We start from the raw sequence: 26,077 nt of genomic DNA on the forward strand, positions 1-26,077 counted from the left end.
ACTCCTGACTCCTGACTCCTGACTCCTGACTCCTGACTCCTGACTCCTGACTCCTGACTCCTGACTCCTGACTCCTCCTATATTAAATTTGCAACATTCCCTCTGGGTTAACTGTTAAAAGTGGACGACGCTGCAAACCTTCACGGTGTAAAATTTCATTAGCAGCTAGTAAACCACTACTCACAGCCCGTTCCATTAAACCACAAGGAAAAGGCATTTTTACCCAATCACCTGCAAAAAATAAATTAGTTAAAGTTGTGGTAGTTTCTGGACGTTCTGTATAACTATTAGGTGGATATCCAGAAAAGTTATGTTGATTAACTAATTCTCGATGTAATAATTTGGCTTGTTTTAACTCAGGAACAATATCATAAAGTTCCTCTTCAAAAGTTGTTAACAAAGCTTCTTGGTTAGGAAATTCTTTTTCTTTGTAACAGTAAGCGTGTAATTCTACTACACTTCCCCCAGTTTTTTTTGCCCATTCAATAAATTGGGTTTGAATGCGATGATAAAGAGTAATACTGTCAGTTAATTTGTAACCAGATAAAGATGTAAAATTGCTATGTTCCCAATTAAAATCTTGATCAAACCAGAAACGACAAACAGCAAAAGGATCAGCAATACTTAATTTTTCAATTTGCGATCGCACTTGTTTCACGTTTTTATCTACATCCCCAATCATACGTTTAAATAATTGTTTTACTCCGGGAACATCCGTAGCTAAAACATAATAATCAGCGTTAATTATTTCTGGTGATGATGACTCTGGATTAACTGCTAAAAGTTGTAAATTATCATCTTCTTTTTGTACTACTTTAAATTTAGCTAAATCTCTTTTTGCTGGTCCTTTAACCACTTTTCCATCTGCGGTAAATATAGCACCATGACAAGGACAGTGAAATTGTCCATCCTCAGCTATTTTCACTGTACAACCTTGATGGGTACAAGTTAAAGAAATTGCTTCCTGATTGTCTTTTTTGACAGCATAAACTTCATCAGCAGCACCAAAATATTCTATCTTTTCATCCTTGACAACTGAATTACGCTGCACCCAAAAAGGCACTGTATGATTATTGTCACCTACAAAATATTTAACTTCCGATATTTTACCTTCATTCGCCACAATTTCACTCACATTTGCATCTGTAATAATTTTTCCATTTTGCAAAATTGCCTCAGCAATAGGTTGGACTAAACTTGTCCCCATATCGTCTTTTGTCCCATTAAAAGCTAGTCCTTCAGGATTACCAAAAAAGTAAAAATGGAAAAACTGCATTAATTCCCCAACACTCATTAAATCTGGTGCATTTAAACTAGATTTAGCAAAAGGAAGAAAATACAAATCATATAAACCTTGGGGAAATTCACTCTTCACCCAATCAGCAACAGATATATGATCAAAACGCTGATAATTTTTATCTCTTTGAAAACCTGTAATTGCTTGAAACACTTGTAAATGCTTAATTTTGGTGAGATTTATTCCCCATTGTAAGCGATTAGGAGAAGCAATAGCTAAGTCGATAATATTCCAAGGAAAAGCAGAATGACTAGGACGAAATACCTCCGGTTGATATGGAGAATTGTGGTAAACTACAGAATAATAATTTAAGGATTGAAAATTATCTTTTATCCCCAGTTCAGAAACTACACTATTTAAGTTATAATACTGTGGAAAAAAACCATGAAACCCATGTTCCATTCTAAACGTTTCACCCGCAGCTTCTATTTCCCAACTGGCAATTTTCCCCCCCAATTGCGGAGATTTTTCTAGCAATGTGACAGTAAAACCCCGTTGCACTAATTGATATGCACAAGCTAAACCAGCTAAACCCCCACCAATTACAGCAACAGTTTTGTTAGTATTTAATATCTTGGGTAAATCCAGATTATCTGGTTGAAAAACAGAAGGCTTTGGTTTACTAAAACGAGAGTAACCTGTAAGTCCCACTATCGTACCCACACCAAATAATTGTAGCAGTGTACGCCGAGAAATGGTAGATGATTCTGGTAAATTAAATATTTGGCTCATTGGTGACACAATTAAATTCTCAATTCAATTCTCAATTCAATTTTCCCGATTTGTAAAAGCGTAAATTAAACGCCATCAATGTGAAAATTACAAGATTCTTTGATAGTGTAATATATGATCTATTAATTGGCTACTCTGTATAGATCACAGGGTAGATTTAGTATAATATAGATTCTAGTTAAATTTGCAATCCCTTGGTCAAATTACGAGGGACAAGTACCTTGAAGAGGATGTTTGAAAAGTCGGAGAGGTAGTAAAAAAGCTTTTTTAGTATAATCTGTAACTCAATATTACACAGCACACCTGTGAGCAACATGGTGTGTAATTCATTAGACTGGGAAACGCTATATTGACATCTAGCCTTTTACCACTAGTTATAAGCATTGCAACAATGTTAGGATATCGAACATGGGCTGTTTGTGACTTTCGAGTTGTTTTTTTGGAAGATTACAACTCTACTACATCAGCCCTCTCTTCATACTCTTTTTTTTGACCAAGGTATTGATTTGTAAATCAGATTATCAAGATGAAATATTGGCGTGAAACTATAGCTGTAACTCAGCGCATCTTAATTGAACTGTTACGACGTAGACGCAGCTTAATTTTTTGGAGTATTTTCCCCATCTCCATTTTAATTCTCAATGGATTTATTTTGGCAGAACGGGCAAAATTAACCATGTCTGAAGCTTTGGAAAATGCTGCACCTTCAACTTTGGTAGGTGCTGCACTGTTTTTTAGTTGTTTGGGTGGAAGTGTTGCTACTGTAGTCGCAGAAAGAGAACAGCAAACTCTCAAACGCTTGTTTATTTCTCCATTAAGTGGTACATCTTATTTTTTGGGAATTTTTCTCGCCCATAGCTGTATTGGTATTGGACAAACTCTTTTAGTGTATACTATTGCTGCTTTTTGGGGTGCTACTTTTCAAGGTTCGATTTTCTTAGGAATGATCATCATTTTATTCAGCATCATTGCTTATGTTGGTTTAGGATTTATTTTAGGTACACAATTAGCTAGACGCATTGAAGATGTTAATGCTTTGGTGGCTGCTTTTGGTGTACCTTTATTAATTTTGGGTGGAGCATTTTTACCAACTTCTTTATTTCCCAAAACTCTGTTAGATATTGCGAGATTTAATCCCATTTATCACATGAATGAAGCTCTTTTAGGAGTGTGGGCTAAGGGGGCAAATTTTCATGATATCATTTTACATTTGTGGTTTTTATTCTGGTTTGCCATGATTATGTTAGCCTGTGGATGGGTATCTTATCAACGAATGTTGATGGTGGAAAGGAAGCTTTAAAGCAATTGATAATTGATAATTGATAATTGATAATTGACAATTGACAATTGTTTCATTCAAGGCTTCCGCCGTGAGCGTCAGCCGATAGCGTAGCGTGGCGTTAGCCATACGGTTTAAAACCTCCCCTTTGAAGGAAAAAAAGAAAAAAATCCGCTATGTAATCTATAAGTATATCAAACAACAGATTTAAATTGAAAATATGCTCAGAATTAAAAATTTAAACAAGTCCTACAAAAGCCGAAAAGTGCTGCAAAATTTAACATTCAGTATTCAGCCAGGAGAAGTTTATGGTTTACTAGGTGCAAATGGAGCAGGTAAAACAACAACAATCAATATTATTTGTAATTTACTAAATGCTGATAGTGGTTATATTACAATCAATCATCAACCGATTTCGGAAGCAACAAAAAAATTAATTGGTATTGCCCCTCAAGAAAACCTCTTATATAAAACCCTTTCCTGTGCAGAAAATCTCAAATTTTTCGCTGACATTTACGGTTTAGAACGAGAAAAAAAACAACAACAAATAGAAGCAACTCTCAAATCTGTAAACTTATTAGATAGAGCTAAAAGTCCCGTAGAAACTCTCAGCGGCGGAATGCAAAGACGGTTAAATATTGCTGTTGCTTTAGTACATCAACCCCAGTTAGTCATTCTTGATGAACCCACTACAGGTTTAGATATTGAAGCACGATATGAAATTTGGGAATTAATTCGTAATCTTAAAAATCAAGGAATGACAATTTTATTAACTACCCATTTATTAGATGAAGCAGAAAGACTTTGTAACCGCATTGGTATTTTGAAAAATGGTAAAATATTAGCAGAGGGTAGTTTATCCGAGTTAAAAACTTTAATTCCCGGACAAGAAATTGTCATGTTACAAACAACACAAGAAGAAGAGGCGATCGCCCTAGCTCAAGAATATAATTTCATACCCCGACGTTATGGTAATGATTTAGCTTTTTTACTCCCAGAACCGTTAGAATTAAAAGAAATCCTTGCTAAATTTGATAGTATACCCATTGATTCTATTTCCCGTCAACCTGTACGCTTAGAGCATATTTATGTAGAAATAACCCAAGAAAAATTGAAAATTGAAAATTGAAAATTGAAAATTGAAAATTAAACCCAATCACCAATTACCAATTACCAATCATGGATATTTTAGAAACACTTAAAGCCGACTATCAAAGATTTCCAGTTAATCAAACTTACAGCATTTATGCAAAGGATGTTTATTTTCAAGATGCTGTATTTAAATTTCGGGGTTTAGAACTTTATAAATGGATGATTAAATTCATTCAAACATTTTTCCTCAACCTAAAAATGGATTTACATAATATTCAACAACAAGAAAACACAATTAAAACCGAGTGGACACTTAGCTGGGATGCTGCATTACCCTGGAAACCAAGGATATCTATTTCTGGTTGGAGTGAACTCCGTCTCAATAATGAAGGTTTAATAATTTCCCACATTGACTATTGGCACTGTTCCCAATTAGATGTACTAAAGCAACACCTATTTTCCAGAAACAAAGGATAATGTAAATAAATGTAAACAAAATTCAGGTAGGACAGAATCATTCATGCGCGTAATTTTAATGACAGGTAAGGGAGGCGTAGGTAAAACCTCCGTCGCAGCAGCAACCGGACTTCGTTGTGCAGAACTCGGTTATAAAACATTAGTTTTAAGTACAGATCCTGCTCACTCCCTAGCAGACAGTTTTGATCTAGAATTAGGACACGACGCAAAACAAGTGCGCCCAAATTTGTGGGGTGCAGAACTCGATGCACTGCAAGAATTAGAAGGAAACTGGGGTGCAGTAAAACGTTATATTACCCAAGTTTTGCAAGCACGGGGTTTAGAAGGAATACAAGCGGAAGAACTGGCAATTTTACCAGGAATGGATGAAATTTTCGGTTTAGTGAGAATGAAACGTCATTATGATGAAGGAGAATTTGACGTTTTAATTATTGACTCCGCACCCACAGGTACTGCATTACGTCTTCTGAGTTTACCAGAAGTTGGTGGTTGGTATATGCGGCGTTTTTATAAACCTTTTCAAAACATCTCCGTAGCACTTAGACCTCTAGTTGAACCGATTTTTAAACCCATTGCTGGTTTTTCTTTACCAGATAAAGAAGTAATGGATGCACCCTATGAATTTTATGAACAAATAGAAGCACTAGAAAAAGTATTAACTGACAATACACAAACCTCAGTTAGACTTGTCACCAACCCAGAAAAAATGGTGATTAAAGAATCACTCCGCGCTCATGCTTATCTGAGTTTATATAATGTAGCCACAGATTTAGTTGTAGCTAACCGTATTATTCCCAAAGAAGTTGAAGATCCATTTTTCCAACGTTGGAAAGAAAATCAAGAACAATACCGCCAAGAAATTCATGAAAACTTCCTCCCTTTACCTGTGAAGGAAGTACCCTTATTTTCTGAAGAAATGTGTGGTTTAGCTGCATTAGAGAGACTCAAAGAAACTCTCTATAAAGATGAAGATCCAACTCAGGTTTATTACAAAGAAACCACTATTAGAGTTGTGCAGGAAAATAACCAATACAGCTTAGAACTTTATTTACCCAACATTCCTAAAAGCCAGATTCAACTGAGCAAAACCGGGGACGAATTAAACATTACCATTGGTAATCATCGCCGTAACTTAGTTTTACCCCAGGCTTTAGCCGCACTGCAACCAGCAGGGGCAAAAATGGATAATGATTATCTGAAAATCCGCTTTGCTGACGGTGTGAGAGTTTAGGAGATAGTTGATAGTTGATAGTTGATAGTTGATATTTATTAACTGTCACCTGTCACCTGTCACCAGTCACCTGTCACCTGTCACCTATTCCTTAACGATAATTCTGCGGAAGTTCAGCAAAAAATGAATAATCGTTAAGCCTATGCCTTAACCGTACTCCCACGGAAGACAAAGTTATCAAAAAACAATTTAAATTTAATTAAAAATAAGAATAGACTATAATTAATGTATGAATAGTTGTATAAAAAATGGTTTCCGTCCCTCCACTAGACCTGCGAACAGGCATGGCTCAAGAAACGTTACTGCGTAGGATTACAAATCGTATCCGTCAGTCCTTGGAACTAGAAGACATTATTACAGCAACCACAGCCGAGGTGCGTTCTTTGTTGGGAACTGACCGAGTAATGATTTATCAATTTCATGATGATGGTAGTGGTGAGGTTATTGCTGAATCTATTTATGAAAATCGTTTACCGTCATTGTTGGGGTTGAATTTTCCTGCTGATGATATTCCTCCTCATGCACGGGAATTATTTATTAAGTCGCGGGTGCGTTCTGTAGTCAATGTAGACTCAAAAGAAATTGGCCAAAGTCCTGTGCGTAACCTAGAAACCGGAGAAATTATTTCTGAGGATCTTCTTTACCGTCCTGTAGATCCATGTCATATAGAATATTTGACAGCTATGGGGGTAAAATCTTCAGTAGTAGCACCAATTATTTATCAAAATCAACTGTGGGGATTATTAACATCTCATCATTCTCAAGCACGTGAAGTAGCAGAATATGAACTAGATGCAATGCAGATGGTAGTTGAGCAAGTATCTGTTGCGATCGCTCAAAGTAATCTTCTCACCCAAGCCCGTGCCAAAGCAGAAAGAGAAGCTATTATTAATCGTATTGCTACACTACTGCATTCACTACCAACAATAGTTTTACAACCAGCTTTAGAAGCTACAGTTGCAGCCTTTAATGGTATTGGTGGTAGATTATGTATTAGACATAATGCCTTTGACTTACAACATAGTCAATTTAAATCTTTAAGAGAATGTTTAATTCCTGGTAGTAATTGTCTCCAGCTTTATGTATGTGGAGAGCAACCAGTTATTCCCAACCCAAATATATATCCATTTTTAGAACAATATAGCGTTTGGCAGGAACATTATAAATCTGGAGAATATGAAATTTGGGCAATTAATGATATTTACCAAGATTCTAATTTAAGAATTATTCAACTAGCATTTAAACCCACAAAAATTCGCAGTATTTTAATGATTCCCCTGCACTATCGGCAAGAATTAGTGGGATATTTAAGCATTTTTCGTAATGAAATAGAAACAGAAACCCTGTGGGCGGGGAAATTTGATCCAGACAATAGACAACTTTATCCCCGGATGTCCTTTGAACTGTGGAGAGAATCAAAAAAAGGACAAGCGCAAAAATGGACAAATGAAGAAATAGAACTAGCTGGAGAAATTCGCAAACACTTTGCTTCAGCGATTCAACAATATGAACTTTATCAACAGGTGCAAAAGTTCAATGAAAATTTAGAAAAACAAGTCCATAAACGGACACTGCAAATGCAAAGAACAGCAGAACAACAACAAGCTGTATTTGGAGTCATCAATAAAATTCGGGAGTCCCTGGATACTGATACTATATTTAAAACTACAACTAAGGAAGTTTGCAAATTAATCAAAGCAGACCGAGTTTCTGTTTATAAATTTACAGAAGATTGGGGTGGAGAATTTGTTGGTGACTTTGAAGCTACTAATCCCAACTGGTTTAATGAAACTAAACTAGGAATTAATACAATTTGGAATGATACTTACTTACAAGATACTCAAGGTGGAAGATACCGCAACAATGAAACCTTTGCAGTAGATGATATCCATAAAATGGGATTTACCCCCTGTCATGTCGATATTTTAGAGCAGTTTCAAATTCACGCTTTTGTATTAGCTCCGATATTTATTAGACAACAACTCTGGGGTTTACTTTGCACCTATCAACATACTGGTCCCCGGCAATGGAAAATTTCAGAAGTTAATTTTATTAGTCAAATAGCCTCACAGTTGGGAGTAGTTATTCAACAAGCTGAATTATTAGTAAAAACTCAGCAGCAAGCGGATCAACTTACACAAACATTGCATGAATTAAAAGCCACTCAAACCCAACTAATTCAAACGGAAAAAATGTCATCTTTAGGACAACTTGTAGCTGGTGTTGCCCATGAAATTAATAACCCAGTTAACTTTATTTCTGGAAATCTCATCCATATCAATGAATATGCTGAAGATTTGCTGAATATGCTAGATATCTATCAGCAGAAATATCCTGAACCCTGCGAAGAAATTATAGAACTAGCAGCAGAACTAGATTTAGAATTTCTCCTAGAAGATTTACCAAAAACCTTATCTTCTATGAAAATAGGGGTAGATAGAATCCGGCAAATTGTCTTATCTTTGCGGAATTTTTCACGTCTTGATGAGGCAGAAATGAAAGAAGTAAATATTCATGAAGGCATTGATAGCACATTATTAATTTTGCAGCATCGTTTAAAAGCCAGACCTGAATCTCCTGGTATTGAAATTATTAAAGAATATGGTGATTTACCATTGGTAGAATGTTTTGCCGGACAACTCAATCAAGTCTTTATGAATGTTTTGAGTAATGCCATTGATGCTTTAGAAATTTACAGAAAACATACAGCAGAAAGTCCTAAAGAAAATCCCAAGTCAGGAAAAATTACTATTTCTACCACTGTAGGAGTAATGAATGACAATGAAAAAAGTGCAGTCATTCAGATTAGAGATAGTGGACCAGGAATGCCAGAAACTATCAGACAAAGAATATTTGATCCATTTTTCACCACTAAACCCATAGGAAAAGGTACAGGTTTAGGTTTATCAATTAGTTATCAAATTGTAGTGGAAAAACACAGCGGAATTTTCAAATGTGATTCTCAATTGGATGTAGGTACACAATTCTGGATTGAAATTCCTATTAAACATATAGTCATTAGTCATTAGTCATTAGTCAGGAGTCAGGAGTCAGGAGTCAGGAGTTATTTATTTTGGATTTTGGATTTTGGATTTTGGATTGTTTTTGTTAACTCCAATCTAAAATCTAAAATCTAAAATCTAAAATTTTTTTCCCCAGTCCCCAGTCCCCAGTCCCCAATTAATTTCTCAATTGTACAGGCATAGCTAAATAAGTCATTTTTAACCCACCTAAAGGAGTAAAAATAACCGGTGTTAAACTTTGATTTAAGTGCATTTGAATTTCTGTAGAAGGTAATTCTTTTAAACCTTCCATGAGATATTTGACATTAAAAGCAATGTCTATATCTTCCCCAGAAATTTGCGCTGGCATTGACTCTGTACCACTGCCTACGTCTTGAGCTTCACAAGATAATGTAATTTCTTGATTTTCATTATCAATGCTGATTTTGACAATATTATTTTTCTGGTCAGCTAATACCGCAATTCTTTCTAAAGTGCTGATAAATTGTTTGCGTTCTAATACTACTTGGCGTTCAAATTGCCGGGGAATTAATTGCCGATAGGCGGGATATTGTCCTTCTAAAGTGCGGCTAGTTAAACGTTGATTTTGCCAAGCAAAGACTATTTGACCTTGATCTAAATATAAGGATACAGCTTCTTCAGAAGAACTATGGGCAAGCATCCTTTGTAATTCTCTTAATGCTCTTGCTGGTACTGTGACTTCTAACTGTTCGCTACCTTCTAAGGGACGCTCGTTAGCGGTTTCCAACACTGCTAAACGGTGTCCATCTGTAGCTGCAAATTCTAGGGTGTCTTGTTTAACGGTTAAATGTAACCCTGTCAGCACTTGCTTAGTTTCGTCGGTGCTGGTAGCAAAAAGAGAACCTTTTAAACCTTCAATTAATGCAGCGGTGGTGAGTTGAATTGATTCCGAACTTTCAATTACAGGTAATTCGGGAAATTCTTCTGCACCCATAGCGCGGACTTGATATTTACCGCTTTTGGGTTTGAGGGTGACTACTATACCTTCTCCGGTGTTGTCTGCTGACTCATCATCTAGGGAAATTTCCCCTTCTGGTAAACGAGAGGTGATATCTAAAAGTAGTTTAGCAGGAAGAGCGATCGCCCCACCTTCAATCACTTCTGCGCTAAAACTGGTACGGATACCCAGACTCAAATCAAACGCTGTTAAACTGACTTGGTTAGTTTCCTCATCTGCTTGTAAGAGTACGTTAGCAAGGATGGGATGAGTTGGTCTCGATGGTACTGCACGACTGACTAGGGAAAGGTTGGTACTGAGATCACTTTGAGAACAAACTAATTTCATAGAGCAGGGAATAGGGAATAGGGAATGGGGAATAGGGTTGAGTTTGAGGAGATATATTTTGTTCTCATCACACTGACAACCGCTATCAATATGGATTTAACAAGCGAAAAACAATGGTAACAAATTTTGGACTGAGGAGATAGGACTGTTCAAAAGCTCTCCCTCTGTGGAAAAGCTGTGGAAAAACTCGCTTAGTTTTCCACAAAGTAATTATACTTAATGTATTTTTCTTACAAAATTATTAAGTTTTCCACAACTTTTTCCCCAAAAGGTAATATTTTTTCCACAATCGCAGTTAAATTTAACAATTTTTTATACTTTGCTTAATATTAGGTGACAGGTGACAGGTGACAGGTGACAGTGAATAGATACCCGACTTATTAAACAAGTCGGGTATCTGGGTATTACGTTTTTTCAGGTTGAGTTACTTACTACTTTTGATAACGAGTATTCATATTAATGCGATCGCTCAACTGTCGTAAGGTTTGCATTAAACTTTTATCCGTCTCCTGAAGTTGGGTAATTTTTTCACAACTATACATCACCGTTGTATGGTCTTTCCCGCCAAATTCCTCCCCAATTCTTGGTAAACTTAATCCTGTATATTGACGCATTAAATACATTCCAATTTGTCTAGCCCAGCTAATTTCCCGACGGCGAGAACTACCTTTTAAATCTTCACTAGAAAGATTAAAAAACTCAGCCACCACATTTAAAATAACTTCTGGTGTTGCTTCCGTTTTTTGGCTAGAAGTGCTTAAAACAGGGGTAATACTTTCCACCGTCATAGGTAAACCCCAAATAGAAATATAAGCCAAAGCCCGAATTAACGCCCCTTCCAATTCTCTAATATTAGAAGTATAATTATAAGCAATATATTCAACTACATCTATAGGTAAACGAATATTTTCATATTCAGCTTTTTTCTGTAAAATTGCCATGCGGGTTTCTAAATCCGGCGGTTGAATATCGGCAATTAAACCCATAGAAAACCGCGAACAAAGACGCTCTTGTAAACTCAGAATTTGATAAGGAGGACGATCAGAAGCAATGACAATTTGCTTTCCTGCCTCATGTAAAGTATTAAAAGTATGAAAAAATTCCTCTTGAGTATATTCCTTACCTTCCAAGAATTGAATATCATCAACTAATAAAATATCAGCAGCCCGGTAATGTTCCCGAAAACTCTGCATACTATCATTACGAATTGCAGTAATTAAATCATTAGTAAACTGCTCAGTGGAAACATAAAATATTTTAGAATCAGGATAAATTTCCCAACGATAATTACCAATAGCTTGCATTAAATGGGTTTTTCCCAAACCCACACCACCGCATAAAAATAAAGGATTAAATTCCCTACCGGGATATTCTGCCACAGCTAAAGAAGCAGCATGAGCCATTCTATTATTAGCGCCAACCACAAATCTAGAAAAAACGTACTTAGAATTTAACTCTGTACTTTTTTGTTGATTTTTGGGAACATTTGATTGAATAGTATTAGCTGCTGGAACTTCCCAATTAACATCTTGTTGATTTAACCCAGAAACTTCATCACCTTGAACAGCAGTAATGTAAATTACTACAGGATAACCTAAAATATCCTGCACCACACGCGCAATAGTATTGATGTAATACTTTTGCAACCAGTTTCTCGCAAATAAATTAGGCGTAGATATAACTAAGCAATTATTTTCTAGCTGTACTGCACTAGCTGTTTTAATCCAAGTTTCAAAGGTAGGACGAGATAACTCTAACTGTAAACGCTCTAACACCTGATGCCACAGATTGTCTAGGGTAAATTCCATCATCTACTACCTTTGCTGCTAATTGCCACAATAGAAGGAGATATGAGCAAAAAATTATGTAACTTTATGTAACTTGAAACTGTAACCATTCTGGTTGAAACCAGGTAGCTAATATCCTACCACCTAGCGACTAACACGGAGAAAAAATAACATCATGAATACGAATCATCATCATCTAGAATCCAAACATATTGATACCAGTGATTTGATCCACCACAGGAAAGCAAAAACCAGAGTTTGGATGTTAATAACTGGGTTAGCCGCAGTAGTTATTAGTGGCTGCTCTAACTTAAATAGTAGAACTTTAGAAGCACAACCAGGCACAAATCAATTAGACAAAACTACAAACACAAATGCAGGAATTATGCCTCCTGCAATTATCGCATCTTCTGGCGACCCTAATTTTGTTGTCAAAGTAGTACAAAAAGTAGGTGGTGCGGTAGTTCGCATTGATTCCGCTAAAACAGTCACATCTCAAATACCAGCAGAATTTTCCGATCCATTTTTCCGCAGATTTTTTGGTGATAGAATACCCCAGCCAAGGGAAAGAGTAGAAAGGGGTAGTGGTTCTGGATTTATTATTAATTCCTCTGGACAAATTTTAACTAATTCTCATGTCGTAGATGGAGCAGATGAAGTTACGGTAACACTCAAAGATGGGCGAACTTTTGAGGGTAAAGTATTAGGAGAAGACCCAGTTACAGATGTGGCAGTCATTCAAATTGATGCTAATAATTTACCAGCTATAGCTTTAGGTAATTCTAATATATTACAACCAGGTGAAGCGGTAATTGCTATTGGTAATCCTTTAGGTTTAAATAATACAGTTACTTCAGGAATTTTGAGTGCTACAGATCGTTCTAGTAGTGATATTGGTGCTAGTGATAAACGAGTAGATTATTTACAAACAGATGCAGCAATTAATCCTGGTAACTCTGGCGGTCCACTACTAAATGCTCGTGGTGAAGTCATAGGAATGAACACAGCAATTATTCAAGGCGCTCAAGGTTTAGGATTTGCAATTCCTATTAATACCGTGCAAAAAATTTCTCAAGAATTAATTAGCAAAGGTAGGGTAGATCATCCTTATTTGGGTGTACAAATGGTGGCGCTGACACCAGAAGTTAAGGAAAGAATAAATACTAGATTTGGGGATAAAGTTTTAGTTGCAGAACAAGGAGTTTTATTAGTGAGAATTGTTCCAGAATCACCAGCAGCCATTGGTGGACTCAGAGCAGGGGATGTGATACAAAGTATTAATAATCAACCTGTAACTAAAGTGGAAGAAGTGCAAAAAATAGTAGAAAATAGTCAAGTTGGTAGTCCTCTACCAATACAAGTAGAACGCAATGGAACAACTGTTCAATTAATAGTTAGACCTGCACCTTTACCCATTAGAGGTGATAGGTAATAGTTGACAGTAATAAGAGTAGGGGTAATTCATGAATTACCCCTACACAAGAATCAAGTTTTTAGTTCTATTTTACAGGAGTTTGCAAAATGACCGATAAATCATCAATTATTCAATTAGGTAATCCTAAATTACGTGAAAAAGCAGCTTGGGTGGAAAATATTCAAGATAAGAAAATTCAAAAATTAATTGATGATTTAATAGCTACAGTTGCTCAAGCTAATGGTGTGGGAATTGCTGCACCACAGGTAGCTGAATCACTACGTTTATTAATTGTTGCTTCTCGTCCAAATGCCAGATATCCAGATGCACCAGAAATGCAACCAACAGCAATGATTAATCCGCAAATTATTAGTCATTCTACCGAGGTTGTCAAAGGTTGGGAAGGTTGTTTAAGTGTTCCGGGAATTAGGGGTTTAGTTCCCAGATATCAAACAATTAAAATTGAATATACTGATAGAAATGGAAATTTACAACAACAAGAATTAACTGATTTTGTAGCGCGGATTTTTCAACATGAGTATGATCATTTAGAAGGAAAGGTATTTTTAGACAGAGTAGAATCTACTGAAGAATTAATGACTGAAACTGAATATCAACAGAGGATAGTTAAAGCAGAGAAGAGTTGATAATTTTCCATGAATTTAATAAAAATCCCCGATATTCTCTTTGAAAAAATCGTAAGCATTCAGGAATAGAGTGATCAGATCCCCGACTTCTTTTATGAGCTTGTCCATAAATTGTGAATTGATTGCAGAAGTCGTGGATCTCGGTATCAACAAGTGCTATTGTGGAATACTTATAAACAATCAATAAATGATTTATCTTTGTGAAGAATCGGGGATATAATTTACCTTAATTTTATCAACAAATTATCAACAAATTATCAACAACTATTTTCTAAATCTACAGGACTTACGCAAAAGGGAAAGAAAGTAGGGGTAATTCATGAATTACCCCTACGCAAGAATAAGGTTTTCAGTCACATCTTGCGTAAGTCCTATCTAGATATAGCTGGGAAAATTGGTTATGGATAAAGCGTGTCATTTTTCTGATTTTTACCAAGATTGTGATAAATTATGCCCCGAAATCAACGCCAAATACAAGCCCTACTACATAAGGTTGAGTTTGAATTATAAAAAACCTCTACCAGTAGTAAGAGGAAATAATGACTAAAATTAGAGTAAATTAAAAGGCTTATTGTAAGCATTCATCCGTCAGCTAACAACCATCAGCAAAATGTACTAAAAACACAAATCACTGGAGCATATAAATTTGGACAAAATATAGGTATGGATCTAAAATTTGCAATTTTACCACCAACCTATTTATATGTGAATGGTATTAAAAGCTGATTACTGATTACTGATAGCTGACTGCTTATTGAAGATTCTCTAATTTATAGGAGGTTGATTGAATATGCCAAAAATTACTGATTTTGTAGAAGATGCCGGCGCTCCTGGAATTATCGTCGGAATTGGTGCTGTTTTACTTGCACCTGTGGTCATTCCTGTTGTTGCTGGAGTGGGTAAACCCATAGTTAAATCAATAGTTAAAGGTGGTATTGTTGCTTACCAAAAAAGCAAGGGAGTTTTTGCTGAATTGGGTGAAACTTGGGAAGATATCGTCGCTGAAGCTAGAGCAGAAATAGCAGAAGAACAACACACACTAGCATTTGAAACTGCTTCGGAAAATCAACATAATTCCTAATAATTCGTAATTCGTAATTCGTAATTGAATTATGAAGTAAGAATTCAGGAGTCAGGAGTCGTAGGGGCGAAGCATTCGGAAAATAACCTGTGATAAAAATTAATAATTGTTCGCCCGAATGCTGATGCTTCCAGCACGCTTCGCGAACGCCCGTACAGGAGTCAGGAGTCAGGAGTCAGGAGTCAGGAGTCAGGAGTCAGGAGTCAGAAGTCAGAAGTCAGAAGTTGTTCTTTTAGATTTTGGATGCAAAGATTTTGAATTGTATTGATAAACTCTAATCTAAAATCTAAAATCTAAAATCTAAAATTTTCCTCCTCATCTACCTGTTCCCTATTCCCTGACTCTGATAAAAATTTATAAATCAAGTTGGATGCTATATGTTAAAAATTACAGATAAAGCAAATTTAAATAAATCCTTTAATCCCATTGCTATAAAAATTGTCAGTGATACTCCAGGAAGACTCAGGTTAAGAGTTGCACCGGAAAACCGTAAAGTTGAGAAAATGCAACATATCGCCAATTTTTTAACAGCACAACCTCACATTAGTCAGGTGAGAACTAATATTCATCATGGTAGTATTTTGATTCATCATGATCATCAAACTGGTACTTTATCAGAAATTTTGGAAACACTGAAAGATATAGGCATAATTTTTACAGATATTACCCAAGGTCAAACTGAAGCAGCATCGGGAATATCTCATGCAGTGATTGATTTAAACCAACGAGTTGAACGTGCTACAAATGGTTCTGTAGATTTGCGTTTTCTGTTTCCCTTGGGACTTGGTACTTTAGCAGTAAGACAGTTAATCATTAAGGGTTTACAATTAGAAGTAATCCCTTGGTATGTTTTAGCTTGGTACGCTTTTGATAGTTTCTTGAAATTCAATACAGGTGACAGGTGACAGATTTGAAAATCTTTTGATGTCGAAATTTTATCGTTAATTAGTTGACTAACTGTTCCCTGTTCCCTGTTCCCTGTTCCCTTTCATGAGCAAAAATGCTGAAATTTGGCGCTGTAAAAGTTTATCCTGAATCTTAGCACCTTTGCCAACAGAAATTATGAAAAAGCTGATTAATCAACCAGAAGCATTTGTTAGGGAAAGTTTAGCAGGTATGGCTGCTGCTCATACTGATTTAATTAAGGTAAATTTTGAGCCAACTTTTGTTTATCGAGCAGATGCACCTGTAAAGGGTAAGGTAGCAATTATTTCCGGTGGTGGTAGTGGACATGAACCAATGCACGCGGGTTTTGTGGGGATGGGAATGCTTGATGCTGCTTGTCCTGGAGAGGTTTTCACGTCTCCCACTCCTGATCAAATGTTAGCCGCCGCACAGCAGGTTGATGGGGGTGCGGGTATTATTTATATTGTGAAAAATTACAGTGGCGATGTAATGAATTTTGAAATGGCTACGGAGTTAGCCAGAAGTGAGGGTATCCGTACATTAAATATTATTATTGATGATGATGTGGCAGTGAAGGATAGTTTATATACCCAAGGAAGAAGGGGTGTGGGAACAACGGTACTGGCAGAAAAAATTTGTGGTGCAGCGGCAGAAAAAAGCTATGATTTACAGCAGATAGCTGATTTGTGTAAAAAAGTAAATCTGCATGGTCGTAGTGTGGGGGTAGCGTTAAGTTCTTGTACAGTTCCGGCTAAGGGTACACCAACTTTTGCTTTGGGGGATGATGAGATAGAATTAGGTATTGGCATTCATGGAGAACCAGGAAGAGAACGGGTTTCTATGATGTCAGGGGATGAAATTACGGAGATTTTATGGCGATCGCTCTTTGATGATACTGCCTATTGTCGCACGGTGCGGGAATGGGACGAAACCAAGGAAGAATGGCAGGATGTGGAACTATTAAATAAACCGTTGCAAAAAGGCGATCGCCTCTTAGCTTTTGTTAATAGTATGGGTGGGACTCCGATTTCTGAACTTTATCTTGTCTACCGCAAACTAGCAGAACTTTGTCAGATGGAAGGACTGGAAATAGTGCGTAATCTAATTGGACCCTACATGACATCATTAGAAATGCAAGGTTGTTCCATCACGCTGCTGAAGTTAGACGAGGAAATGTTACAGCTATGGGATGCACCAGTTAAAACCGCAAGTTTACGCTGGGGAGTTTGAAATGGTTACTCAGGTGCAAATTTTTCAATGGTTATATGTATTTGCTTCTGTTATTGAGAAACATAAAGAAGAATTGACGGAATTAGATGCAGCCATTGGTGATGCTGATCATGGTATCAATATGGATAGAGGTTTTAAAAAGATCAGCACTATCTTACCGAGTATTGAAGGGAAGGACATCAGCAGTATTTTGAAAACTGTCAGCATGACTTTAATATCTAGTGTGGGGGGTGCAAGTGGTCCTTTATATGGAACGTGGTTTTTAAGAGCGAGTGCTGTAACTGCGGGTAAGCAAGAATTAACTGAAAAAGATATGTTGAATTTACTCCAATCTGGTTTAAATGGAGTTGTTGAACGAGGTAAGGCGCAATTAGGAGATAAGACTATGGTAGATGTGCTGTATCCCGCTGTGACTTCTTTTGAAAAAGCTGTAAATGAAGGTAAGGGTAGTGTGGAAGCTTTGCGGATGGCTGTAACTGCCGCGGAACAAGGGTTAAAGGATACTATACCGATGTTAGCAAAGAAAGGCAGAGCAAGTTATTTAGGCGATCGCAGTATCGGACATCAAGATCCGGGAGGAACTTCTGCTTATTGGATGTTGCGGAGTTTGTTGGAAGTGGTGGAAGGTTCGAGGGCGAAAAAATAATGAGTGCCATTATTGGCATTTTTCTCTTGACCTTTAAAATATATATGCTATGATAATAATCGCTTTGGTTAAGGACGTATAGCTCAGTTGGTTAGAGTACATCGTTGACATCGATGGGGTCACTGGTTCGAATCCAGTTACGTCCATGTTTTTTATTTTACTGTAATTATATCTGCCCTTTGCTAGTGTTGATGAACAATACTAATGTATTCTTGAATCAATCAATGTCATGACCATGTAATGGTTAAAATATAAAATTCTATTTTCATGCAGCTTAAATCACACAATGTCACAGTCTGGACTACTTGAACTAGCACATCAAAAGCTTCACTGGCCGACTCCAAAAGAAATTTTGGAGCCATCTGGTGCTGGTCCAAGTGTTTATGCACGAATCGCTAGAGAAAAATTAGGTAGAACTATCAGCAAACTTTCAGATGGTCATGGTGTGCAAATAGGAGTGCTGGCGGCAAATTCTCAAGGGGATTCAACAGAAACACCCATTGCTTTAGTGTGCGATTTTCCAGGAGAAGTATCAGAGGAAACATTAAAGAAAACTTATAGACTTGCTTGGAGTTTTTCTCGTACACCGTCACTCATTACAACAGAACCTAACCGATTAAGAATTTGGACGTGCTATGAAGAGCCTCCAAAAGAAGATGATATTATCAAGCCTGTAGTTAATGTTTCTAAACAGGAAATTGAGTCATTTAATCAGTTATCTCTTTCCGATCAAGCTGCTGAAACTTTGCGTTTACACTGGGCTGATCTAGTATCCGGTCAATTTTTCCAAGAACATAGTCAGCGATTTCAACGTAGTCAAGCTGCTGACCAAATGTTATTGAAAAATCTAAAAAGTGTACGTGAAAGACTTCAACAAAATGAACTTGATGATGATACTATTCATGATTTATTAGCAAGAATTATTTTCATTCAATTCCTTTTTGATCGTCAAGAATCTAAAGGTAATCCCACTTTAAACACAAATTTACTAGATTATTTATATCAAATTGGAGAATTATCGGCTAAATACTCTCATTTAGCTGGCATATTAAGAAATCATAGAGATACTTATAAATTTTTTCGTTGGCTTAATAGAAAGTTTAATGGTGATTTATTCCCAGGTAAAGGAAATACTCCAGAAGAAAGAGAAATTGAATGGCAAACAGAAGAACAAAAAGTTAAAGAAGATCACCTAAATATACTTGCTTATTTTGTCAGTGGTAATGTACACATGAAAACTGGACAAGTAAGCCTATGGCCATACTATCATTTTGATGTTATACCTTTAGATTTTATTAGCAGTATATATGAAGAATTTGTCAGTAAAGAATCTGGCACAGGAGTTCATTACACACCAGAACATATAGTTGATTTTGTACTAGATGGTGTTTTACCTTGGGATAGTGAAGAATGGGATATGAAGATTCTTGATCCTGCTTGTGGTTCAGGAATTTTTATAGTTAAAGCATTCCAACGTTTAATTTATAGATGGGAAAAAGCTCATCGAAAAATAATTCAACCAAGTGATTTAAAAAATTTACTACAAAACAATTTATTTGGTGTTGATGTAGATGCTCAAGCTGTAAGAGTGGCATCTTTTAGTCTGTATTTAACCATGCTAGATAAAGTTGAACCTCAATATTATTGGGAGAATGAGTTTCGCTTTCCTAGATTACGTGAACGTCAATTAATTGCTGCTGATTTTTTTCAAGAAGATAAAGAAGGTTTTCGTTCTGTTCAGGATGCTGGTAAATATGATTTAGTCGTAGGTAATGCACCTTGGGGTAAAAATACTATAAAAGAATCTCTATATATAGATTCTTGGAAGAATAGACCAGAAAATCGCCAATGGAATACCTCTTATGGTAATATTGCTCTTTTCTTTTTACCAAAAGCTGCTGCTTTAACCAAACCTGGTGGACAAGTAGCAATGATGCAACCTGCAATGGCTTTGATTTCTAATCAAAATAAACCTGCTAAGAGCTTCCGTAACACTCTCTTTTCAGAGTTCAAGATTGAAGAGATAGTTAATTTATCTGCATTACGTTTTGGACTTTTCAAAGATGCTATTTCTCCAGCTTGTATTATCACAATGTCAATTACACCTCCTGATGGTGAACCTTTGACATACATTTGTCCCAAGCCAGTAATGCCTAATCAAGATGACTATCATATAGTAATTGAACCATACGATATTAATGTAATTTACCCCCAAGAGGCGATATCAAATCCATTAGTTTGGACAGCTTTAATGTGGGGAGGGAGACGTGATTTATCCTTAGTCAGAAGATTAAATCAAGAATCAAGTCTTGAAAAACTTAAATCTAATGGTATTGCTAAAACTCGTCAAGGTGTGCCAAAAGGTGATAGGAAAAAATTGGAAAACAATCTAATAAATAAACGAATTTTGAAATCAACCAAATTTATTAACCAAAGTTTTATCTACCTAAATGCTCAAAAACTTCCTATAAATGATGATCCATACATTGACTCTGGTACAGGATTGAGTAGTCTATCTGCGTTTCAACTGCCACAAATGATTTTAAAGCTCAGTTGGCAGAAAAAAAGTGGTAGATTCCGTTCAGTAATAATTAGTCCTGATAATACAAATCAAGGAATTATTTGCTCTGAAAGTTATGTGAGCATACATATTCCTGAAAGTCATATTTCACAATTGAATGCTGCTTGTCTAGCATACAATAGTAAGTTAGCTGTCTATTATCTACTACTTTCTAGTGGTCGTTTTGCCTCTTATATCCCAGAAGTTAATGTAAATGATTTACTGCGTGTCCCAATACCTGAATTATCAGTAGGAGATTTGCAGAATATAAAAACATTTGATGATATAGATGAGCGTATACGACAAGCTTTTGAATTTAAAGATAGTGAATGGGTGCTAATTAATGATTTATTCAACTACACTTTGCCAGATTTTAAAGGAGATGGTGCTTCTCCAGGACGCAAAAGAACTCACCGTGTAGATAATAGTCAATCTCAGAATAATACTGAACCTGAACTTACAGAATATTGCGAGTATTTCTTGCGAGTTCTGAAAGCAGGATTTGGACAAGATAAACAAGTTTGCGCCACCGTTTTTCAGGAACAAAATAACAATCTTTTTCCTGTTCGCTTAGTCGCAATTTATCTGAATAGACCTGATTGTTATGGTGTACATATTGAACCTATTGACTCCCCTAATTTAATAGAAATATTGGAGAAATTAAATAAATCATATTTGAAAACAGGAAGTATAGAAAATGGTGACATCTTTTATCAGCGTGTTGCCAAAATTTATGATTCAGTAGAATTGAATGGAGTAAAAATTCCTACTATTTATTTAATCAAACCTGACAAAATTCGTTATTGGACTCGCTCTATGGCTTTAAGAGATGCTGATGAAGTAGCCGCAGATATTATGACTTAGATATTAGATATATATCAAATGAACTAAATTCAAACACAAAATATTAGTAGTACAGGAGTTAAATTTTGGTTAGAAGACGGCAGACAATTTCAGAATTAAGATGGCCAGAGACAGATGAATTCATGGCAATTTCTAAGGATTGGTGTGAAACAGCATCAATCAATATACTTACTTTCGTATGGAAAGGATATGATTTATTACTAAAGGAGGTACTCTCAGAAATTGATTGTAGTCAAGCTGAAGATGATATTGAAAGAGATATTACTCAACTGCTTGAGCCAGAAATTCACAGCGTTATGACAGGGGATGAGCCATATTATGTTCAACATGGTTCTTATGAAAGGGAAACTCGTCAAGTTGCACCAGCACAACCAAAAGAGTATGACATTGCATTTATTCTTAGGGCTAATAGAAGGATTATATGGCCTTTAGAAGCTAAAGTTTTGAAAACAGATGGCGCAGTTGGTGAATATGTAAAAGAGATAAATGACAATTTTGTAACTTGCCTGTATGCACCCTTTTCTTATGAAGGAGGAATGCTGGGTTATCTTTTTTCTGGTGATCCTGACAAAGCTTTTACCAATATTGCAAAAAAAGTACCATGTACATTAAATGATCATCCAGATTTTCCAGATCGTGATCACAAAACCTCGGATCACCAGCGAATAGTTCCTCCAGGAAAATCATATCCGATTGATTTTAGATGTCACCATTTACTATTCAAAATAATTGCTACGCCTACTAATAGTATATCTTCAGTTGAATAAATTTAAAACCTAGTCACGAGTTTTCAGTGATAATCTAGAACCACGCCAACCACGACTTCTAACATTGGCTTTTTGCTCCTGTGCTTCAATAATTGGTTGTAGAACTCGATAAACCTCGTTATCATTGGGTTGATCATCTTGTATTTCCAGCATATATGTCTTTTACAAACATAGTTGTATTGTACTGTATCGGAGGACAATTAATTTGTCAAGTCTGGGAAAAGTTGGAAAAATGGGGATTTTCAATATAGGACAATTAATTTGTCAAATATCTAAATTCGGACAGTTCTTTTGTCAATTAATGTTGAAGGGGCTAAATATAGGTTAAAATGACAAAACCCTTACTGTGTAAGGGTTTAGGAGTTAATATTTTTGTGGACATTAATTTGTCAAGTGGTCAAATAATTTGGCACTCAACCCCCACCATGAACAAAATCATATTTCACCTCGCCTTCCCTGTCACCAACATCGCCCAAACCAAAGAATTTTATGTTGATGGTTTAGGCTGCATCCCCGGAAGAGAAAACCCCCACGCTTTAATTCTCAACCTTTACGGACATCAATTAGTTGCCCACATCACTAAAGAACCTTTAACACCCCAAAAAGGCATTTATCCCCGACATTTCGGTTTAATTTTCACCCAAGAAAAAGACTGGCAAGAATTATTAGAAACAGCAAAAATCAAACAATTAAATTTTCGAGAAGAACCCAAAAACCGTTTTGTTGGTTCTCCTCTAGAACATCACACTTTCTTTTTAGAAGATCCTTTTTATAACTTAATGGAATTTAAATATTATCGTTATCCATCAGCAATTTTTGGCAGTTCTGACTATACAGAAATTGGTGATAGGTAATTGGTGATTGGTGATTGGTGACTGGTGACTGGTGACTGGTGACTGGGAGGATGAATAACCCAATGCCCAATGACTAATAACTAATAACTAATAATTAATTGGTTCATCTAATGCTGATGCTACTACTTCAAAAGTCCTTTTATCTGTTAACATCCAAGGATGCAGAGCAACGGGTAAAATCACTTCCTTACCAAAAGGTATTCTTGAACTTTCCGCAGGTACAATCATCAAATCATAAGGTGTCCAAATAGATGTAAAATTTAACTTATTCAACATTTCTACATCAGAATTTAAGTCATTTAAAAAATCACTATTAGGTTGCATTTGTAAAGCACCCTTTAACCAAGTTAAATATGCAATATTTGTTCCCCGATGGGGTGAGGAAATGGTAATAAACCTCTTTACCTTTTCTATTCCTCCCAATCTTTGAATATAATAACGGCTGACTATTCCCCCCATGCTAAAACCCACTATATCTAATGGTTGTTCTGGTGCAAAGTTCATGTTTACATAATCTGCTACTTGCTGTGCTAAATTATCTAAAAGCTCAGAACCGTTATTAGGAATTAAATCAAGTGTACAAACTACCATACCTTGCTTTTCCAGGTAACACGCCATTTTGTTGAAAACCGCCCCAGTATCATTAATTCCGTGTACCAATAAAACAGGATTACGCTTGTTTGCTTTATCATTCATAGTAATACTTTTAAAATAGGTTTGTAAAAAATTGTCAGTATTCATCAAATCTGATTTGAGTTATTTCTGTAGAAAATATAACCAAGTATCAGAGCTATCAACCCAGACGCTATGACAGTTTTTGCAATTAACCAATGTTGTTAAATTTTGTTAAGGAATATCTCAGAATCTTGCTTATAGATACGGTAAGATTTAATAATGATTTCGCTGGTCTTCATCAGTCGCTAATAGTTGTAATGAAGTCATAACAATTGGCCTATAGAATGACTACAAGGCGATTTAGTAAAAATCCCTAAAGTTATTACTGCTTATTACCGCAATGATTATGGCAACAAAATGTAAAATTATTTTGAAATAATTTACAATTATGGTGATATGACAAAAATTTAAAAACAGGAGAAATTGTCATGTTTGGATTTATCAAAAATTTAATCGGTGGTATTCTTGGCTTCATCGGTGGGTTATTTGGCAAAAAAGATGAATACTACTTGGAACTAAAAGAAGAAGTTGGAGAAACTACACCAGCAGCAGCACCCGTAGCACCAGCAGCAGTAGTAAAAGCAGAACCCGCTCAAGCACCAACCCCCAAAGCAGAACCCGCTCAAGCAGCAAAAGCAGAACCCGCAAAACCCGCAGTAGCAACTGAAACAAATTTTGCAACTAAATATTTAATTACTCCATCTTCTGGTGGTCGTCGTCGTCCAGGTGCGAACATGAGTAGTTTTCTGGATATGGCAGGTCAAGTGAAAGTACCTGGATAAATCAATTTTGGATTTTGGATTTTGGATTTTGGATTTTGGATTAATTAACTTGTTTAATATAGAATATATTGCTCGTAGTGAGGACTTTAGTCCTCAAAATCAGGGCTAAAGCCCTTACTACAAACACAAAGACAAATCCTACCTTTAATCCAAAATCTCAAACTTACCGATTTATCAATTACTTGACCAGTTTTTCAGAAACACAATGCCACTGTACAACTGAAAAGCTGCATCCGAATTAGTATTTTCCCTCCTAAATAATTGAATATGAGAGGGAATTTGATTTAGCACTTATGTTTGATCTAAAACTGTTTCTCCAAAAGGTTGAAAATCTGACGAAGTTTTAACTTGAGGTATTTTTTGCTCAACCCAACTCATCAAACTATTCCAATTAATTCTAATTGTGTTTTGTGTAGCTTGGGGAGTGATTTCTAAACCTTTTTTAAATTCATAGCCATTGTCATAAATTCTTAAAATACTACGTCTTTTAGGTAGGTGTAAATCACAAAATTGGTAATAGTCTTGAGTTTGGGTTTTACGTTCTAATTTACCGCGAACATTAATATCTACTACCTGTTCAAAAATAGGTAAAAGTCCTACAACTTTGGCAGTTACTTCTGACCATTCAAAACTCAAAGAACCAAGTTGATTTTCTGAACTGACACATACAACTTTTGGGTTAGGTGATGATTCAGAAAAATATTGCACTTGATATACTTGAATTTGTTGAATTTGGGATATTTTTAACCAAAAACAGGGAATCCCAGCTTGTTGTAATTGTTTGCCATAAAATTGCATTTCGCCTATTTTTCCTGTGCGGTATACTCGCCAACTGCGACTAGGTAACATGAGTCTAGCTGAGTAAGTATCAATTTGCATAATTTGGGCAAATTTGGGTGCAGCTACGGTTTTTAGTTGATTATTAATCGGTTCTAAAACCAAAATTCCCGGTTCATTATTACTTGGTTCTGCTATTGCTTGAGCAATGGCTTTTTGTCTTTCTGTTTGTTCAAAATCTTTGATTCTTTGTATACCTTGACGTGCTTGGGAAATGATTTTATTATTGATGGTCACTTTCAAAAGTTGACGATAAATTTTTTCTGCTTCTTCTCGCTTTCCATAAACTTCCTGTAACCGTGCGAAATAAAATTGCACCGAAGGATCTTCCGGTGATTGTTTGAGTAATGGTTTAATTAATGTAACGGCGGTTTGATAGTCCTTACGTTCAAAGGCGGCGATAACTTCTTCCAACATGACTTTATATAAACTTAAATGAATTTCTCACGCCTAGAGCGTCGATTCAGTAATGCTAGGTAATCTGTTTTTACCTTGTAGGGGCGAAGCATTCGGACAGAATATCAATGGTTTTAGCGATAGGTTATCACCCGAATGCTTCGCCCTGACGATTAATGAATCGGTGTTCTAGA

The 26,077-nt window shown here is 36.1% G+C and carries 20 protein-coding genes, 1 tRNA gene and 1 pseudogene; 16 read left to right on the forward strand and 6 right to left on the reverse strand.

The genetic code is table 11. The annotated features are described in order from the left end of the window. Positions 1-82 precede the first annotated feature (82 nt). Complete coding sequence (locus PN497_RS08270; RefSeq protein WP_096571587.1) at positions 83-2,029, reverse strand: FAD-dependent oxidoreductase; 1,947 nt, start codon at positions 2,027-2,029, stop codon at positions 83-85. A gap of 526 nt (positions 2,030-2,555) precedes the next feature. Here PN497_RS08270 and PN497_RS08275 point away from each other — a divergent pair. The 5 genes from PN497_RS08275 (at position 2,556) to PN497_RS08295 (ending at position 9,137) form a co-directional block, all read left to right on the forward strand. After that, positions 2,556-3,329, forward strand: coding sequence for an ABC transporter permease (locus PN497_RS08275; RefSeq protein ID WP_096571585.1), 774 nt, complete (start codon positions 2,556-2,558; stop codon positions 3,327-3,329). A 199-nt stretch (positions 3,330-3,528) separates the two neighbouring features. Next, entirely contained in the window at positions 3,529-4,437 is a 909-nt protein-coding gene (locus PN497_RS08280) for an ABC transporter ATP-binding protein (protein WP_096571583.1), read from the forward strand. A 50-nt stretch (positions 4,438-4,487) separates the two neighbouring features. Continuing rightward, positions 4,488-4,877, forward strand: coding sequence for a DUF2358 domain-containing protein (locus tag PN497_RS08285; RefSeq protein WP_096571581.1), 390 nt, complete (start codon positions 4,488-4,490; stop codon positions 4,875-4,877). A gap of 43 nt (positions 4,878-4,920) precedes the next feature. After that, on the forward strand, positions 4,921-6,108 hold the full coding sequence (locus PN497_RS08290; protein WP_096571579.1) for a TRC40/GET3/ArsA family transport-energizing ATPase: 1,188 nt from the start codon (positions 4,921-4,923) through the stop codon (positions 6,106-6,108). Between the two features lie 284 nt (positions 6,109-6,392). Next, entirely contained in the window at positions 6,393-9,137 is a 2,745-nt protein-coding gene (locus PN497_RS08295) for a GAF domain-containing protein (protein WP_096571577.1), read from the forward strand. A gap of 151 nt (positions 9,138-9,288) precedes the next feature. Here the strand turns inward: PN497_RS08295 and dnaN are convergent, their stop codons facing one another. Next, positions 9,289-10,437 carry a DNA polymerase III subunit beta gene (dnaN, locus tag PN497_RS08300; protein ID WP_096571574.1) on the reverse strand — a complete coding sequence of 383 codons (1,149 nt, stop codon included), beginning with the start codon at positions 10,435-10,437 and terminating at the stop codon, positions 9,289-9,291. A 431-nt stretch (positions 10,438-10,868) separates the two neighbouring features. After that, a complete protein-coding gene (dnaA, locus tag PN497_RS08305) occupies positions 10,869-12,245 on the reverse strand; it encodes a chromosomal replication initiator protein DnaA (protein ID WP_096572816.1) in 1,377 nt (458 codons plus the stop codon). A gap of 154 nt (positions 12,246-12,399) precedes the next feature. Between dnaA and PN497_RS08310 the strand changes: the two genes are divergently transcribed. The 9 genes from PN497_RS08310 to PN497_RS08350 all read left to right on the forward strand — a co-directional run bounded on the left by PN497_RS08310 (position 12,400) and on the right by PN497_RS08350 (position 22,339). Then, complete coding sequence (locus tag PN497_RS08310) at positions 12,400-13,656, forward strand: HhoA/HhoB/HtrA family serine endopeptidase (protein WP_096571572.1); 1,257 nt, start codon at positions 12,400-12,402, stop codon at positions 13,654-13,656. A gap of 89 nt (positions 13,657-13,745) precedes the next feature. Continuing rightward, the gene (gene def / locus PN497_RS08315; RefSeq protein WP_096571570.1) at positions 13,746-14,285 is read left to right on the forward strand and encodes a peptide deformylase; all 540 of its coding nucleotides are present in this window, start codon (positions 13,746-13,748) and stop codon (positions 14,283-14,285) included. Between the two features lie 790 nt (positions 14,286-15,075). Continuing rightward, a complete protein-coding gene (locus tag PN497_RS08320; protein ID WP_096571568.1) occupies positions 15,076-15,366 on the forward strand; it encodes a DUF5132 domain-containing protein in 291 nt (96 codons plus the stop codon). 377 nt (positions 15,367-15,743) lie between these two features. After that, entirely contained in the window at positions 15,744-16,271 is a 528-nt protein-coding gene (locus PN497_RS08325) for an HMA2 domain-containing protein (RefSeq protein WP_096571566.1), read from the forward strand. A 157-nt stretch (positions 16,272-16,428) separates the two neighbouring features. Continuing rightward, complete coding sequence (gene dhaK / locus PN497_RS08330) at positions 16,429-17,502, forward strand: dihydroxyacetone kinase subunit DhaK (RefSeq protein WP_096571564.1); 1,074 nt, start codon at positions 16,429-16,431, stop codon at positions 17,500-17,502. A 1-nt stretch (position 17,503) separates the two neighbouring features. Continuing rightward, positions 17,504-18,148, forward strand: coding sequence for a dihydroxyacetone kinase subunit DhaL (gene dhaL / locus PN497_RS08335; RefSeq protein ID WP_096571562.1), 645 nt, complete (start codon positions 17,504-17,506; stop codon positions 18,146-18,148). Positions 18,149-18,220: 72 nt separating this feature from the next. Next, positions 18,221-18,294, forward strand: a tRNA-Val gene (locus PN497_RS08340). Positions 18,295-18,434: 140 nt separating this feature from the next. Next, positions 18,435-21,572 carry an HsdM family class I SAM-dependent methyltransferase gene (locus PN497_RS08345; protein WP_096571560.1) on the forward strand — a complete coding sequence of 1,046 codons (3,138 nt, stop codon included), beginning with the start codon at positions 18,435-18,437 and terminating at the stop codon, positions 21,570-21,572. A gap of 122 nt (positions 21,573-21,694) precedes the next feature. Next, positions 21,695-22,339, forward strand: a complete 645-nt coding sequence (locus PN497_RS08350) for a hypothetical protein (protein ID WP_272109909.1) — start codon at positions 21,695-21,697, stop codon at positions 22,337-22,339. A 9-nt stretch (positions 22,340-22,348) separates the two neighbouring features. Here the strand turns inward: PN497_RS08350 and PN497_RS08355 are convergent, their stop codons facing one another. Continuing rightward, positions 22,349-22,492, reverse strand: coding sequence for a hypothetical protein (locus PN497_RS08355; RefSeq protein ID WP_236104016.1), 144 nt, complete (start codon positions 22,490-22,492; stop codon positions 22,349-22,351). A 272-nt stretch (positions 22,493-22,764) separates the two neighbouring features. Between PN497_RS08355 and PN497_RS08360 the strand changes: the two genes are divergently transcribed. Then, positions 22,765-23,193 carry a VOC family protein gene (locus tag PN497_RS08360; RefSeq protein ID WP_096572815.1) on the forward strand — a complete coding sequence of 143 codons (429 nt, stop codon included), beginning with the start codon at positions 22,765-22,767 and terminating at the stop codon, positions 23,191-23,193. 87 nt (positions 23,194-23,280) lie between these two features. Here the strand turns inward: PN497_RS08360 and PN497_RS08365 are convergent, their stop codons facing one another. Further along, on the reverse strand, positions 23,281-23,889 hold the full coding sequence (locus tag PN497_RS08365) for an esterase/lipase family protein (protein ID WP_096572814.1): 609 nt from the start codon (positions 23,887-23,889) through the stop codon (positions 23,281-23,283). A 407-nt stretch (positions 23,890-24,296) separates the two neighbouring features. Here PN497_RS08365 and PN497_RS08370 point away from each other — a divergent pair, with 407 nt between their 5' ends. Beyond that, a complete protein-coding gene (locus PN497_RS08370) occupies positions 24,297-24,650 on the forward strand; it encodes a hypothetical protein (RefSeq protein WP_096571556.1) in 354 nt (117 codons plus the stop codon). 174 nt (positions 24,651-24,824) lie between these two features. Here the strand turns inward: PN497_RS08370 and PN497_RS08375 are convergent. After that, positions 24,825-25,904 (reverse strand): annotated as a pseudogene (locus PN497_RS08375) (tetratricopeptide repeat protein). Positions 25,905-26,077 lie beyond the last annotated feature (173 nt).

The organism is Sphaerospermopsis kisseleviana CS-549, from assembly GCF_028329225.1.
Taxonomy (GTDB): Bacteria; Cyanobacteriota; Cyanobacteriia; order Cyanobacteriales; family Nostocaceae; genus Sphaerospermopsis; species Sphaerospermopsis kisseleviana.

Bases quoted from the DNA above. Each gene is read 5' to 3' on its own strand.
- PN497_RS08270 (WP_096571587.1), bottom strand. From the start codon at position 2,029: ATGAGCCAAATATTTAATTTACCAGAATCATCTACCATTTCTCGGCGT.
- PN497_RS08275 (WP_096571585.1), top strand. From the start codon at position 2,556: ATGAAATATTGGCGTGAAACTATAGCTGTAACTCAGCGCATCTTAATT.
- PN497_RS08280 (WP_096571583.1), top strand. From the start codon at position 3,529: ATGCTCAGAATTAAAAATTTAAACAAGTCCTACAAAAGCCGAAAAGTG.
- PN497_RS08285 (WP_096571581.1), top strand. From the start codon at position 4,488: ATGGATATTTTAGAAACACTTAAAGCCGACTATCAAAGATTTCCAGTT.
- PN497_RS08290 (WP_096571579.1), top strand. From the start codon at position 4,921: ATGCGCGTAATTTTAATGACAGGTAAGGGAGGCGTAGGTAAAACCTCC.
- PN497_RS08295 (WP_096571577.1), top strand. From the start codon at position 6,393: ATGGCTCAAGAAACGTTACTGCGTAGGATTACAAATCGTATCCGTCAG.
- dnaN (WP_096571574.1), bottom strand. From the start codon at position 10,437: ATGAAATTAGTTTGTTCTCAAAGTGATCTCAGTACCAACCTTTCCCTA.
- dnaA (WP_096572816.1), bottom strand. From the start codon at position 12,245: ATGGAATTTACCCTAGACAATCTGTGGCATCAGGTGTTAGAGCGTTTA.
- PN497_RS08310 (WP_096571572.1), top strand. From the start codon at position 12,400: ATGAATACGAATCATCATCATCTAGAATCCAAACATATTGATACCAGT.
- def (WP_096571570.1), top strand. From the start codon at position 13,746: ATGACCGATAAATCATCAATTATTCAATTAGGTAATCCTAAATTACGT.
- PN497_RS08320 (WP_096571568.1), top strand. From the start codon at position 15,076: ATGCCAAAAATTACTGATTTTGTAGAAGATGCCGGCGCTCCTGGAATT.
- PN497_RS08325 (WP_096571566.1), top strand. From the start codon at position 15,744: ATGTTAAAAATTACAGATAAAGCAAATTTAAATAAATCCTTTAATCCC.
- dhaK (WP_096571564.1), top strand. From the start codon at position 16,429: ATGAAAAAGCTGATTAATCAACCAGAAGCATTTGTTAGGGAAAGTTTA.
- dhaL (WP_096571562.1), top strand. From the start codon at position 17,504: ATGGTTACTCAGGTGCAAATTTTTCAATGGTTATATGTATTTGCTTCT.
- PN497_RS08345 (WP_096571560.1), top strand. From the start codon at position 18,435: ATGTCACAGTCTGGACTACTTGAACTAGCACATCAAAAGCTTCACTGG.
- PN497_RS08350 (WP_272109909.1), top strand. From the start codon at position 21,695: ATGGCAATTTCTAAGGATTGGTGTGAAACAGCATCAATCAATATACTT.
- PN497_RS08355 (WP_236104016.1), bottom strand. From the start codon at position 22,492: ATGCTGGAAATACAAGATGATCAACCCAATGATAACGAGGTTTATCGA.
- PN497_RS08360 (WP_096572815.1), top strand. From the start codon at position 22,765: ATGAACAAAATCATATTTCACCTCGCCTTCCCTGTCACCAACATCGCC.
- PN497_RS08365 (WP_096572814.1), bottom strand. From the start codon at position 23,889: ATGAATGATAAAGCAAACAAGCGTAATCCTGTTTTATTGGTACACGGA.
- PN497_RS08370 (WP_096571556.1), top strand. From the start codon at position 24,297: ATGTTTGGATTTATCAAAAATTTAATCGGTGGTATTCTTGGCTTCATC.